This is a genomic window from Streptomyces sp. 150FB, from assembly GCF_000818195.1.
GTDB lineage: Bacteria > Actinomycetota > Actinomycetes > Streptomycetales > Streptomycetaceae > Streptomyces.
In genome coordinates, this window is sequence record NZ_JTHL01000001.1 from 9373269 (window position 1) to 9387092 (window position 13824).

A 13824-nucleotide genomic window follows, 5' to 3' on the forward strand; every position below is an offset into this window, starting at 1 on the left:
TCGGCCCCCGGCCGCATACGTACGTACATCACAGCGGTCGGCGCCCCGATGAGCACGCCGGGCGGTCAGCGCAGGAAGGCCGCCGCCACACCGGCGTCGACCGGGATGTGCAGGCCCGTCGTATGGCTGAGATCGCCGCCGGTGAGGGCGAAGACCGCGTTGGCCACATTCTCCGGCAGCACCTCGCGCTTGAGGAGGGTCCGCTGCGCGTAGAACTCGCCGAGCTTCTCCTCCTCCACGCCGTACACGGCGGCGCGTTCGGCGCCCCAGCCGCCGGCGAAGATCCCCGAACCGCGCACCACGCCGTCGGGGTTGACGCCGTTGACCCGGATCCCGTGGCCGCCCAGCTCGGCCGCCAGCAGCCGGACCTGGTGCGCCTGATCGGCCTTGGTCGCCGAGTAGGCGATGTTGTTGGGACCGGCGAACACCGAGTTCTTGGAGGCGATGTAGATGATGTCGCCGCCGGTCTTCTGCTCCGTCATCACCCGCGCCGCCTCGCGGGACACGAGGAACGAACCGCGCGCCATGATGTCGTGCTGGAGGTCCCAGTCCCGCGCCGTGGTCTCCAGCAGCGGCTTGGAGATCGAGATCCCCGCGTTGTTGACGACCAGGTCCACCCCGCCGAAGGCGAGGACCGCGCTGTCGAAGGCCGCCTTGATCTGCTCCTCGTCGGTCACGTCCACCGTGACCGCGACCGCCTTGTCCGGTCCGCCCAGCTCGTCGGCGACGGCGCTCGCGCCGTCCGCGTTGAGATCGGCGACCACCACACAGGCGCCCTCGGCGACCAGCCGGTGCGCGATGGCCTTCCCGATGCCCGAGCCCGCGCCCGTCACCAGCGCGACCCGGGTGGCGAGCGCCTTGGGAGCGGGCATCCGGCGCAGCTTGGCCTCCTCCAGCTCCCAGTACTCGATACGGAACTTCTCGCTCTCCTCGATCGGCGCGTACGAGGAGACGGCCTCGGCGCCGCGCATCACATTGATCGCGTTGAGGTAGAACTCCCCGGCGACCCGCGCGGTCTGCTTGTCCTTGCCGAAGGAGAACATGCCGACACCGGGCACCAGCACGACCGCCGGGTCGGCGCCGCGCATCGCCGGCGAGTCGGGGGAGGCGTGCCGGTCGTAGTACGCGCGGTACTCCTCGCGGTATTCGGCGTGCAGCTCGACCAACCGCTCCCGTACCCGCTCCAGCGGCGCGCCCGGGGGCAGATCGAGCACCAGGGGGCGGACCTTGGTGCGCAGGAAGTGGTCGGGGCACGAGGTGCCGAGGGCCGCGAGACGCGGGTGTTCGGCGCGGGAGAGGAAGTCGAGGACCGGGTCCGAGTCGCTCCAGTGGCCCACCTGGGGCCGGTCCGCCGACGCCAGACCACGGATCAGCGGGGCGAGCGCCGCCGCCCTGGCCCGCCGTTCGTCCCCGGGCAGCGGTTCGTACCCGGACAGTACGGGACCGAAGGGCTCCGGCGTGCCCCGCTCGGCGAGGAACGCCTCGGCGTCGCGGATGATGCGCAGCGAGTTCTGTTCGCACTCCTCCGAGGTGGCTCCCCACGCGGTGATGCCGTGGCCGCCGAGGACACAGCCGATGGCCTCCGGGTTGGCCTCCTTGACGGCCGCGATGTCCAGACCGAGCTGGAAGCCGGGACGGCGCCACGGCACCCACACCACCGTCTGCCCGAAGCACTCGGCCGTCAGCTTCTCGCCGTCGGCCGCGCAGGCGAGGGCGATGCCCGAGTCCGGGTGGAGATGGTCCACATGAGGCGCTTCGACCAGGCCGTGCATCGCCGTGTCGATGGACGGAGCCGCCCCGCCCTTGCCGTGCAGGCAGTAGTCGAAGGCGGCGACCATCTCGTCCTCGCGCTCGACGCCCGGATAGACCCCGGTCAGCGCGCGCAGCCGGTCGACGCGCAGCGCGGCGAGCCCGTCCGCCCGGAGCGTCCCCAGATCGCCGCCCGAGCCCTTGACCCACATCAGCTCGACGTCGTCACCGGTGACGGGGTCGGTGGCTGAGCCCTTCGCGGAGGTGTTGCCACCGGCGTAGTTGGTGTTCCGGGGATCGGCACCGAGCCGGTGGGAGCGGTCGAGGAGCTGTGCGGCGACGGGATGCGTCCCGGCGGGGCCCTGGGGCTGGTCGGTCATCATGTCCCTCTGTGAGGTGCGGTCTTCAGGCGGACGGGCGGACAGGCGCGGACGAACGGGGACGGACGGGCACGGACGGGGCCGAGCGGGGGCTCAGGCGCCCCAGCCCGCCTGGGTGCCGCCGACGCGGTCGGCGACGATCTTCTTGCCGTAGCCGGAGGCGTGGTAGGCGGCGACGGGATCGGCGTCGGCGCCCAGCTCCTCGCGTACCTCGGCCACCAGCGGACGTACATCGGTGTTGTAGGCGTCCATGATGACGGCGTTGGCGGCCAGTACGTCCCCGGAACGCTGCGCCGCGTCCAGCGCGTCCGCGTCGACCAGCAGCGCCTTGGCCGTGGCCTCCTGGACGTTCATCACCGAGCGGATGATCGCGGGGATCTTCTCCTCGATGTTGTGGCACTGGTCGAGCATGAACGCGGTCTCCGAGGTGAATCCGCCGCCCCTGACCACCTCGTACATGAGCCTGAAGAGCTGGAACGGGTCGGCGGCGCCCGCCATCAGGTCGTCGTCGGCGTAGAACCGCGAGTTGAAGTCGAAACCGCCGAGCTTCTTCTCCCGCAGCAGGATGGCGACGATGAACTCGATGTTGGTGCCCGGCGCGTGGTGCCCGGTGTCGACCACCACCTGCGCCTTCTCGCCGAGTTTCAGGCAGTGCGTGTACGCGGTGCCCCAGTCGGGGACGTCCATCGCGTAGAAGGCCGGCTCGAACAGCTTGTACTCCAGCAGCATCCGCTGGTGGTCGCCGAGCCGCTCGTACACCGCCGACAGGGCCTCGCCGAGGCGCCCCTGACGGGCCGAGATGTCGTCCTGCCCCGGGTAGTTGATGCCGTCGGAGAACCACAGCTTCAGATCGCGCGACCCGGTGGCGTCCATGACGTCGACGCACTCCAGGAGATGGCCGAGCGCCTTGCGCCGGATCGCGGCGTCCGGGTGGGTGACGGAGCCGAGCTTGTAGTCGTCGTCCTGGAACACGTTCGAGTTGATCGCTCCGACCCGCAGCCCCAACTCCCGCGCGTGGGCGGCGAGTGCCGCGTAGTCGTCCACCCGGTCCCAGGGGATGTGCAGGGCCACCGTGGGCGCCACGCCCGTGTGCGCGTGCACCCGCGCCGCGTCCTGGAGCTTCTCCTGCGGTGTCCTCGGCACACCCGGCTGCGCGAACACCTTGAACCGCGTGCCCGAATTGCCGAACGCCCACGACGGCGTCTCGACAGCCTGCGATTTCAGCGCCGCCTTCACAGCGGACACGGCGGATCGACCCGTCATCTCTCAGCGCTCCCGTGATGCGGACTCGCGGTGCGAGTCGGTGAGGCCACTCTGCATGAATCGTTTCATCGCGGTGAAGCTATGGGAGGCACGGAGACCTGTCAACCCTTCGTGCGTGACCTTCGCCCGACCTGCCCGCACCACGTGAACTCACCCGAAAATATCGCGCACACCCCATTGACGCCGCATACAAACGCCGTTTAGCTTCCGAGCAACCTCATTGAATCCTTTCATGGCGGGTAGTGCTATCGGTCGCCACCGCTGAGGAGCCCTCATGAACGAGCCCGTCACGGGCCCCGCCCCTGTCCTGGCCCTGAAGGACGTGAGCAAGTCCTTCGGTGCCGTACGGGCCTTGCAGGGCGTCTCCCTGCAACTCCTCCCCGGCGAGGCGCACGCGCTCGCCGGCGAGAACGGTGCGGGCAAGTCCACCCTGATCAAGACCCTGGCCGGGGTGCACCAGCCCAACACGGGTGATGTGTTCCTCGACGGCAGGAAGGTCGTCTTCCACGGCCCCGCCGACGCCAGGGACGCGGGTATCGCCGTCATCTACCAGGAGCCGACGCTCTTCCCCGACCTGTCCATCGCCGAGAACATCTTCATGGGCCGTCAGCCGCGCCGCTCGCTCGGCCGCATCGACCGCGGAGCGGTCAGGGACACCACCGCCGCCCTCATGAAGCGCCTCGGCGTCGACCTCGACCCCGCCAGGCCCGCCCGCGGGCTCTCGATCGCCGACCAGCAGATCGTCGAGATCGCCAAGGCGCTGTCCTTCGAGGCGCGCGTCCTGATCATGGACGAGCCCACGGCCGCGCTGACGGGCAGTGAGACCGCCCGGCTGTTCTCCGTCGTACGGACCCTGCTCGGCGAGGGCGCGGCCGTCCTGTTCATCTCGCACCGCCTGGAGGAGATCTTCGAGCTGTGCACGCGCGTCACGACGCTGCGCGACGGTCGCCTCATCTCCTCCCAGCCGCTGGAAGGCCTCGGCCAGGACGACCTCGTACGCTCCATGGTCGGGCGCGATCTCGGCGAGCTGTACCCCAAGCAGCAGGCGGACGTGGGCGAGAAGGCCCTGTCCGTACGGAGGCTGACCCGCGAGGGCGTGTTCCGCGACATCTCCTTCGACGTCAGACGCGGCGAGATCGTCGCCCTGGCCGGGCTCGTCGGGGCCGGACGCACCGAGGTCGCCCAGGCCGTCTTCGGCGTCGACCGCGCGGACGCCGGCGAGGTCGAGGTGAACGGCGTGAAGCTGCCCGCCGGTTCACCGACCGCCGCCATGGACGCCGGGCTCGCGCTCGTTCCCGAGGACCGGCGCCAGCGCGGACTCGTCATGGAGATGTCCATCGAACGCAACATCGGGCTCACCGGACTCGGCCGGCTCGGCAGGGGCGGCATGGTGCGCCGGACCCTGGAACGCGGCAGGGCCGCCGACTGGGCCGTACGCCTCCAGCTCAAATACAGCAGGCTCGGGGACTCCGTCGGCGTGCTGTCCGGCGGCAACCAGCAGAAGGTCGTCCTCGCCAAGTGGCTCGCCACGGAGCCGGCCGTACTCATCGTCGACGAGCCCACCCGGGGCATCGACGTCGGCACCAAGGCGGAGGTGCACCGGCTGCTGTCCTCGCTGGCCGCCGAGGGACTCGCCGTCCTGATGATCTCCTCCGACCTTCCCGAGGTGCTGGGCATGGCCGACCGGGTGCTCGTCATGCACGAAGGCCGGCTCACCGCCGAGATCCCGCGCGCCGAAGCCACCGAGGAAACGGTGATGGCGGCGGCCACCGGACTCGCAGGACCCGACAGAAGGGCAGCGGCATGACCACCCTGCTGGACAAGCCCGCCACGGCGACGGGGAACGAGCGCTCCGCCCGCTCGCTCGTCGACGCCGTCTTCCGGGCCCGTGAGATCAGCATCGCCGGAGCGCTGGTGCTGCTCATCCTCGGCACCTGGATCTCCAACCCCGGTTTCCTCGACAGCCAGGGCGTGAAGGACCTCCTCCTCAACGCCTCGATCCTGGTGCTGCTCGCCGTCGGCCAGTCCGTGGTCGTCGTCACCCGCAACATCGACCTGTCGGTCGGCTCGGTCGTCGGGCTCTCCGCCTTCGCCTGCGGCAAGTTCGTCGCCGGTACGGACCACGGCGTCCTCGTCGTCATGCTGCTCGGGGTCGCCATCGGCATCGTCTGCGGACTGGTCAGCGGAGCGCTCGTCAGCTTCGGCCGGGTCCCCGCGCTGGTGGTCACGCTCGGGATGCTCTACATCATCCAGGGCGTCGACTACTGGTGGGCGCAGGGCGACCAGATCGGCGCCGCCGACGTGCCGGACCCGATCCTGAGCCTGGGCAGCGGCAGCGTCCTCGGCGTGCCCTACCTGCCCCTGATCACCGTGGTCGTGCTCGCCTTCACCGCGTACTACCTGCGCAGTTACCGCTCGGGCCGGGAGCTGTACGCGATCGGCTCAAGCCCCGAGGCGGCCAGGCTCGCCGGTATCCCGATGCGCCGCCGGATCCTCGCCGCGTACGTCTTCTCCGGCGCGGTGGCGGGTTTCGCGGGAACCCTGTGGCTCGCGCGGTTCGGCACCGTCGTCGCCGACAACGCCCACGGCTGGGAACTCACCGTGGTCAGTGCCGTGGTCGTCGGCGGAGTCGCCATCACCGGCGGCACGGGCAAGGTGTGGGGCGCGGCGCTCGGCGCCCTGCTGCTCACCACGATCGGCAGCGCCCTGGTGGTCCTGAAGGTCGACTCGTTCTGGCAGGACGCCATCACCGGAGCACTGCTCCTCGCGGCCATCAGCGCCGACCGGATCGTGAACCTGCGGATGACAGCCGCATTGAGGAAGAGGAGCGCCCGACATGGCAATGGCGCCTGACACAAAGGCCGCGCCGCGGCCGCCCGTGAAGGGTCCGGCGTCGGGAGCCGCGACGCCCGGCGAGTTCATCAAAGCCGTCGCGCTGCGCTGGGACACGGCGGTCGGCGCCCTGCTGGTCGCGGTGTTCGTGGTGGGCCTCGGCACCACCGAGGGCTTCGCCTCCGGCGAGAACCTCGCCTTCGCCTTCAACGACATCTCCGAGGTCGCGCTCATCGCGCTGCCCATGACCCTGCTGGTCGTGGCCGGCCAGATCGACCTGTCCGTCGCCTCCATGCTCGGTCTCGGCAGCGCCCTGACCGGCGCCCTGTGGAACGCGGGCTGGGCCTTCGAGACGATCGTGCCCGTCGTCCTGGTCGTGGGGATCGCCGGTGGTCTGCTCAACGGATGGCTGGTCACCCGGGTCGGCCTGCCCTCGCTCGCCGTCACGATCGGCACCCTGGCGCTCTACCGGGGCCTCGCCTCGGTCGCGCTCGGCAGCGACGCCGTCACCGACTTCCCCCAGACGTACGCCAACTGGGCCGTCGACACCACCACCATCCCCGGCACCTTCATCACGTACCCCATCGCCCTGTTCATCGTGCTGGCCGTGGTCACCGCCGTACTCCTGCACTCCACCGCCTTCGGGCGCTCGCTGTTCGCCATCGGCGCGCAGGAGGAGGCCGCGTACTTCGCCGGGATCAGGGTCAAGCGCTTCAAGCTGATCCTCTTCGTCGTCACCGGCCTGTTCTCGGCCTTCGCCGGCGTCGTCTTCACCCTGCGCTACGGCAGTGCGCGCGCCGACAACGGCCTCGGCTTCGAGATGCTCGTCATCGCTTCCGTCCTGCTCGGCGGCATCGACTTCGACGGCGGCAAGGGCACCCTCTTCGGCGCCGTCGCCGGTGTGCTGCTCATCGGCGTCCTGAAGAACCTGCTCACACTCAACGATGTGCCGAACGAGGTCCAGGTCATCGTGACCGGGCTGCTGCTCGTCGCCTCCGTCCTCACCCCACGGGTCGTCGCAGCCGTGGTCGAACGAAGGCACCGGCGGGCCGCCGACGCCCCCGCCGCACCCCCCGCGTCCTGACATCCCTGAACCCTGAAAGGTCCAAGCCCGCCATGATGATCCACAACTCCGCCCGACGCCGCGCGGCAGTCACCGCCACCACCGCCTGCCTCCTCGCCGTCTCACTCACCGCCTGCGGGGGGACGACCAAGGACAGCGCCAAGAACGACGCGCCGACCGCGGCCAGTTCCGCCAAGGCCGACCCGAACGCGCCGCTGAAGAAGAACCTCAAGCTCGCGTTCCTCCCCAAGCAGATCAACAACCCGTACGAGAAGATCGTCGACGAGGCGGGCATCGCGGCGGCGAAGGACTTCTCCTCGACGGGCAAGGAGGTCGGCCCCTCCGACGCCAGCGCCTCCTCCCAGGTCTCCTACATCAACACCCTCATCCAGCAGCGCCAGGACGCCATCCTGATCGCGGCCAACGACCCGAACGCCGTGTGCGGGCCGCTCAAGCAGGCCATGGCGAAGAAGATCAAGGTCGTCGCCTACGACTCCGACACCGCCAAGGACTGCCGCCAGCTCTTCATCAACCAGGCCAGCTCCGAGGAGATCGGCCGCAGCCTCGTCCAGCACCTGGGCGCGCAGATCGGCTACAAGGGCAAGATCGCCATCCTCTCGGCGACCCAGAACGCCACGAACCAGAACACCTGGATCGGCTTCATGAAGGACGAGCTGAAGCTGCCCAAGTACAAGAACATGCAGCTCGTGAAGGTCGCCTACGGGGACGACGCCGACCAGAAGTCCTTCCAGCAGACGCAGGGCCTCCTCCAGGCGTACCCCGACCTCAAGGGCATCATCTCGCCCACCACCGTCGGCATCGCGGCGGCCGCGCGCTACCTCAGCGACTCCTCGTACAAGGGCAAGGTCGTCCTCAACGGCCTCGGTACGCCGAACCAGATGCGCAAGTACGTCAAGGACGGCACGGTCACCCAGTTCTCCCTGTGGAACCCGGAGGAGCTCGGCTACCTCGGGTCGTACGCCGCCGCGGCGCTGGCGTCCGGGCAGATCACCGGCGCCGAGGGCGAGAAGTTCAAGGCGGGCAAGCTCGGTGAGTACACCGTCGGCAAGAACGGCGAGGTCATCCTCGGCGAGCCGACCGTCTTCAGCAAGGCCAACATCGACAAGTTCAACTTCTGAGCGGGCGGCGACCCGTGCGGCGCGTCTGTTTCCTGCTGAAGGTCCGCCAGGACCGGATCGCCGAGTACCGCGAGCGGCACGCGGCCGTCTGGCCGGAGATGCTGCGGGCGCTCGCGGCCTCCGGCTGGCACAACTACTCGCTCTTCCTGCGCGACGACGGGCTGCTCGTCGGCTACCTGGAGACCGAGGACTTCGAAGCGGCCAAGAAGGCCATGGCGGCGACCGGCGTCAACGCCCGCTGGCAGGCCGAGATGGCCGGCTTCTTCGAGGACACGGGGGAGCGGGGAACGAGCGCGGGCACGGCTCCCGACGAGGCGATGCACCCGCTGACCGAGGTTTTCCACCTCGCCTAGGGCGTGCGGCGTGTCGTCCTTCGAGGACGACACGCCGTCACATCCTGGACCGATCCACCCCGCGACCGAAGGAGCCGCCATGACCGTCCGTACCCCCGCCGTCGCCCGCAAGCCCAGGATCGGGCTCGTCGCGGGAGGACTCGGCGCCTACTGGCCGCAGTTCCCCGACCTCCTCCCGCAACTCCGGCGCTCCGCCGACCGGGTGACGGAGCGCATGCGGGAGTTCGACGCCGAGGTGGTCGATGTCGGCTTCATCTCCGACGCGCAGGAAGGAGCGGTGGCGGCCGAGAAGCTGCGCGTCGCCGACTGCGATCTGATCGTCGGCTTCCTCACCACCTACATGACCGCCAGCATGCTCGTGCCCGTGGCCCAGCGCAGCGGCGCGCCCGTCCTGCTCATCAACCTCCAGCCCACGGAGTCGATGGACCACGCCACCTTCGACACCGGACAGTGGCTGGCCTACTGCGGCGCCTGCCCGCTGCCGGAGATGGCCAACGCCTTCGAGCGCGTCGGCGTGCCGTTCCGCTCGGTCTCCGGATACCTGGAGGACGACCGGGCCTGGGCGCGCATCGGCCGCTGGATCCGCGCCGCGGGAGTCCGCTCCGTCCTGCGCAACGGCCGGCACGGCCTGATGGGGCACCTCTACCCGGGCATGTACGACGTGTCCACCGACCTGACCATGGTCACCGGCAACCTCGGCGGCCACATGGAGGTCGTCGAGTTCGACGACCTGCGGGTACGGGTGGAGAAGGTCACCGACAGCGAGCTGGACGCGAAACTCGACGAGACGCGGGAGGTCTTCGAACTCGCCGACACCGTCGTCGAGGAGGACCTGCGCTGGGCCGCCCAGGTCTCCGTCGGCCTCGACCGGCTCGTCGCCGACTTCGACCTGGACTCCCTCGCGTACTACCACCGGGGCCTCGACGCCGAGGTGCACGAACGCCTCGGCGCCGGCATGATCCTCGGCTCCTCGCTGCTGACCGCGCGGGGAATCCCCGCCTGCGGCGAGTACGAACTCCGCACGTCCCTGGCCATGCTGATCGCCGACCGCCTCGGCGCCGGCGGCTCCTTCACCGAACTCCAGGCGCTCGACTTCACCGCCGGCGTGGTCGAGATGGGCCACGACGGTCCCGGCCACCTCGCCATCAGCGAACGCAAGCCGCTGCTGCGCGGCCTCGGCATCTACCACGGCAAGCGCGGCTGGGGCGTGTCGGTCGAGTTCGACGTACGTCAGGGGCCCGTCACCCTGGTCGGGCTCGGACAGAGCCGCGAGGGGAGCTACCGGCTCGTCGCCGCCGAGGGCGAGGTCGTGCCGGGCCCGCATCTGGAGATCGGCAACACCACGTCCCGCGTCGACTTCGGCTGCGACCCGGGGGAGTGGACCGACGCGTGGAGTGCGTCCGGCATCGGACACCACTGGGCGCTGGCCACCGGACGGCTGCTCCCCGAACTGCGGGCGCTGGCCGGTCTGACGGGCCTGGAGCTCGTGGAAGTCGCTGTCTGATGCGCCGCCCGGTGGGCATCAAGGATGTGGCGGGGGCGGCCGGAGTCTCCGTCGGCACCGTCTCGAACGTGATCAACCGGCCCGAGTCCGTCACCGAGGAGACCCGCCGCCGCGTCCTGTCCACCATCGAGCGCCTCGGCTACGTACGCAGCGAGTCGGCGCGCCAACTGCGCGCGGGCCGCAGCCGCATTCTGGCCATGCTCGTCCTCGACATGGCCAACCCCTTCTTCGTCGACGTGGCCTCGGGTGCCGAACGCTCGGCGCGCGAGGCCAGGCTCGGCGTGATGCTCTGCAACAGCGCGGAGAGCCCCGAGGAAGAGGCCATCTACCTCACGATGTTCTCCGAGCAGCGGGTACGGGGCGTTCTGGTCACCCCGGCCGACATGAGCGGCCACAACCTTGACTCGTTCCGGCGGCACGAGATCCCGTTCGTCTTCGTGGACCGCATCGTGCCGAGCGCCGACGGCTGTTCGGTGTCGGTGGACGATGTGAACGGCGGCGCCCTGGCGGTCCGCCACCTGCTGGGCCGCGGCTGCCGCGACATCGCGTATGTGAGCGGCCCCATGCACCTGGCGCAGTGCCAGGACCGCCGTGAGGGCGCGCTGCTGGCGCTCGCCGAGGCGGGTCTGCCGCCCGGCGCGCTGCGCCATGTCGAGGCGGCGCGCCTCGACGTCACGGCGGGCCGCGACGCGGGGGCCCGGCTGCTGGGGATGTCGACCAGACCCGGCGCCGTGTTCTGCGCCAACGACCTGCTCGCCCTCGGGGTGCTCCAGACCCTCTACGCGGCGGGGATACGGGTGCCGGAGGACGTGGCGCTCGTCGGCTACGACGACATCGAGTTCGCCTCGGCCGCCGCCGTACCGCTCACCTCGGTGCGCCAGCCGGCCTTCCAGCTCGGGGTCACGGCGGCCGATCTGCTGATCCAGGAGACGGGCGACAACGCGGCCGCCCACCAGCATCAGCGCATCGTGCTCCAGCCGGAGCTGGTGGTACGCGCCTCCACGCTGGCGCGCCCGGTGCGCTGAGGGGCCCGGTCCGTTGAGGGGCCCGACTCCGGCCATAGTTGGTCTAGACCTTGACAGGTGCATGCGATTCCGATTTGGTTCCCTCACCCCCATGGCGGCCACCGGGAGACCGGTGGCCGCGCGAAGGAGTGAGTCGATTGAGACAGCGAATGCTGGCCCTGCTCACCGCGATGGTCTCGGCCCTCGCCCTGGCGATCTTCCTGCCCGCCGCCTCGGCCTCGGCCGCGAGCTGCGCGGCGGGCTGGAACGCGTCCTCCGTCTACGTCGGCGGCGGCACCGCCTCCTACAACGGCCACAACTGGCTGGCGAAGTGGTGGACGCAGAACGAGAAGCCCGGCACCACCGACGTCTGGGCCGACCAGGGCGCGTGCGGCGGTACGACCGACCCGCCGCCCTCGGGCGGCTTCGTCGTCAGCGAAGCGCAGTTCAACCAGATGTTCCCCAGCAGGAACTCCTTCTACAGCTACAGCGGCCTGACCGCCGCGCTGGGTGCCTACCCGGGCTTCGCGAAGACGGGAACCGACACCGTCAAGCGCCAGGAGGCCGCGGCCTTCCTCGCCAACGTCAGCCATGAGACCGGCGGTCTTGTCTACGTCGTCGAGCAGAACACGGCCAACTACCCGCACTACTGCGACGCCTCACAGTCGTACGGCTGCCCGGCCGGCCAGTCTGCCTATTACGGGCGCGGGCCGATCCAGTTGAGCTGGAACTTCAACTACAAGGCGGCGGGCGACGCACTCGGCATCGACCTCCTCCACAACCCGAACCTCGTGCAGACCGACTCGGCCGTGGCCTGGAAGACGGCCCTGTGGTACTGGAACACCCAGACCGGCCCCGGCACGATGACCCCGCACAACGCCATGGTCAACAGCCGCGGCTTCGGCGAGACGATCCGCAGCATCAACGGCAGCATCGAGTGCAACGGCGGGAACCCCGCCCAGGTGCAGAGCCGGATCAACAGCTACCAGAGCTTCACCGGGATCCTCGGGACGACTCCTGGATCCAACCTCAGTTGCTGACCGTGTGAACGTTGCTGCCGGGACTCGTGGTCCCGGCGGAGCGGGCGGGTCCGACGACACGTGTGGTGGAGTCGGACCGGCCTTCGCCGGTCCCTTCCACGTCCCCGCTCCCGCTCTCCGCCCCGTTCCCCTCCTCGTGCTTCCGGGCGAGTTCGACGTTGAACTGCGCCCCGGCCAGCAGGGACAGGTTGGTGACCCAGAGCCAGACGAGGAAGACGATGATCCCGGCGAGCGAGCCGTAGAGCCGGCTGTAGGTGGCCGCGTGGGTGGTGTAGAGCGCGAAGCCGGCCGACGTCAGCAGCCAGAGGGCCACCGCGAGGATCCCGCCGGGCAGCGACCGCCGCAGCCTGCGCGTCCCCGGCGGCCCGTTGCGGAACACGATGAGCACCAGGACGGCGGCGATCGCCGACAGCAGCGGCCACTTCAGCCCGCTCCAGACCAGGCTGACCGCCGTACTCATCCCGAGCGCCCGCCCCAGCGCCGCAGCGGCGTCACCCGTCAGGATGAGGGTGAACGCGCTGATGACGAGCAGCGCGAGCAGCGCGAACGCGGTGAGCGCGATACGCGGAGCCGTACGCCACGGCGGCCGGTGGTCGACGGCGCCGTACATGGCGTGCAGCGCCCGGCGGAAAACCCCGGTGTAGCTGGACGCCGACCACAGGGCGCCGGCCGTGCCGAACGACGCCAGCACCCAGGCCGCCGAGCGCTGCTCGGCCATCTCCACCAGAACGCTGTGGACCAGCGCCTGTGACTGCGCGGGTACGAGCGAGGTCACCTGGTCGGTCAGCTTTCCGCCCGCGTCGAGGCCGGCGATCCCGATGGCGCAGACCGTGACGAGCAGCGCGGGAAAGATCGCGAGAACCGCGTAGTACGTGAGAGCGGCGGCCCGGTCGCCCGCGTCGTCGTTCCACAGCGCGACCGGCACCCGCCGCAGCGCGCCGAGCCACCTGCTGCCCCGCTGCCGTCCGCCCCGCCACCGCCCGCCTTCCGGTTCTCCGCGCCCCCGCTGCCCGGCCTTCTCGACGGACACGCTCTCTCCCACGTCATCACCTGTGTCATCTGTCGTACGCCAACTGTCCATCCACCCAAGGCACACCCTGCACCATCGGAGCGGTGCCCGTGAGCGGTACCCGCGACCCGCGCCACCCGCTGTGACCTGTACGGACCCTGTACCCCGCCGGGGCGGACGAGGACCGGCCGGCGCGGAACTGTTTCGCCGTCACCTCGTTGTGCCGGATCGGGACCGAGTGCCGTTTGTCGCATGGTCAGCACGCATCCGGCGTTTCCTGGTCGACCCCTTCCGGCAAGGCGTGGCATATATCAACTAAATCTGACTGAAACTGACTAAAAATGATCAAAACGGATAAGCGGAGGTCGTTCATGGCAGGTCTCGTTCCGATCGGACCCACGTCCCGGCGCAGGCTGCTGCGCGCGATGTTCACCCTCGGCGCGGTGGCGGGTACGGCGGCGGCGCTGGCGCCGATCGTCAGCGCGGGG

At 70.0% G+C, this 13824-nt stretch carries 11 protein-coding genes; 8 read left to right on the forward strand and 3 right to left on the reverse strand.

Going from position 1 to position 13824, the window contains the following annotated elements:
• Positions 1 to 65: 65 nt before the first annotated feature.
• Both QR77_RS40055 and rhaI read right to left on the reverse strand, forming a co-directional pair.
• Positions 66 to 2129 carry a bifunctional rhamnulose-1-phosphate aldolase/short-chain dehydrogenase gene (locus tag QR77_RS40055; RefSeq protein ID WP_040029506.1) on the reverse strand — a complete coding sequence of 688 codons (2064 nt, stop codon included), beginning with the start codon at positions 2127 to 2129 and terminating at the stop codon, positions 66 to 68.
• 93 nt (positions 2130 to 2222) lie between these two features.
• On the reverse strand, positions 2223 to 3392 hold the full coding sequence (gene rhaI, locus QR77_RS40060) for an L-rhamnose isomerase (protein ID WP_040026818.1): 1170 nt from the start codon (positions 3390 to 3392) through the stop codon (positions 2223 to 2225).
• Between the two features lie 274 nt (positions 3393 to 3666).
• On the opposite strand from rhaI, the gene QR77_RS40065 reads away from it, so the two are divergent.
• From QR77_RS40065 to QR77_RS40100, 8 genes are all read left to right on the forward strand, one after another.
• The gene (locus QR77_RS40065; RefSeq protein WP_040026819.1) at positions 3667 to 5199 is read left to right on the forward strand and encodes a sugar ABC transporter ATP-binding protein; all 1533 of its coding nucleotides are present in this window, start codon (positions 3667 to 3669) and stop codon (positions 5197 to 5199) included.
• Entirely contained in the window at positions 5196 to 6245 is a 1050-nt protein-coding gene (locus QR77_RS40070) for an ABC transporter permease (protein WP_040026822.1), read from the forward strand. The genes QR77_RS40065 and QR77_RS40070 overlap by 4 nt, the downstream gene beginning before the upstream one ends.
• Positions 6229 to 7308, forward strand: coding sequence for an ABC transporter permease (locus QR77_RS40075; protein ID WP_040026823.1), 1080 nt, complete (start codon positions 6229 to 6231; stop codon positions 7306 to 7308). The genes QR77_RS40070 and QR77_RS40075 overlap by 17 nt, the downstream gene beginning before the upstream one ends.
• A 32-nt stretch (positions 7309 to 7340) precedes the next feature.
• Positions 7341 to 8426 carry a rhamnose ABC transporter substrate-binding protein gene (rhaS, locus tag QR77_RS40080; RefSeq protein WP_040026824.1) on the forward strand — a complete coding sequence of 362 codons (1086 nt, stop codon included), beginning with the start codon at positions 7341 to 7343 and terminating at the stop codon, positions 8424 to 8426.
• Positions 8427 to 8440: 14 nt separating this feature from the next.
• Positions 8441 to 8779: an L-rhamnose mutarotase gene (locus tag QR77_RS40085; RefSeq protein WP_040026826.1), complete on the forward strand. Its 339-nt coding sequence runs from the start codon at positions 8441 to 8443 to the stop codon at positions 8777 to 8779.
• 79 nt (positions 8780 to 8858) lie between these two features.
• Entirely contained in the window at positions 8859 to 10283 is a 1425-nt protein-coding gene (locus QR77_RS40090; RefSeq protein ID WP_040026827.1) for an L-fucose/L-arabinose isomerase family protein, read from the forward strand.
• Positions 10283 to 11308, forward strand: a complete 1026-nt coding sequence (locus tag QR77_RS40095) for a LacI family DNA-binding transcriptional regulator (protein WP_040026828.1) — start codon at positions 10283 to 10285, stop codon at positions 11306 to 11308. Before QR77_RS40090 ends, QR77_RS40095 begins: the two co-directional genes overlap by 1 nt.
• A 137-nt stretch (positions 11309 to 11445) precedes the next feature.
• Positions 11446 to 12327, forward strand: a complete 882-nt coding sequence (locus QR77_RS40100) for a glycoside hydrolase family 19 protein (RefSeq protein WP_040026829.1) — start codon at positions 11446 to 11448, stop codon at positions 12325 to 12327.
• Here QR77_RS40100 and QR77_RS40105 read toward each other — a convergent pair.
• Positions 12317 to 13369, reverse strand: coding sequence for a YihY/virulence factor BrkB family protein (locus QR77_RS40105; protein WP_160311011.1), 1053 nt, complete (start codon positions 13367 to 13369; stop codon positions 12317 to 12319). The two genes, QR77_RS40100 and QR77_RS40105, sit on opposite strands and share 11 nt — an antisense overlap.
• Positions 13370 to 13824 lie beyond the last annotated feature (455 nt).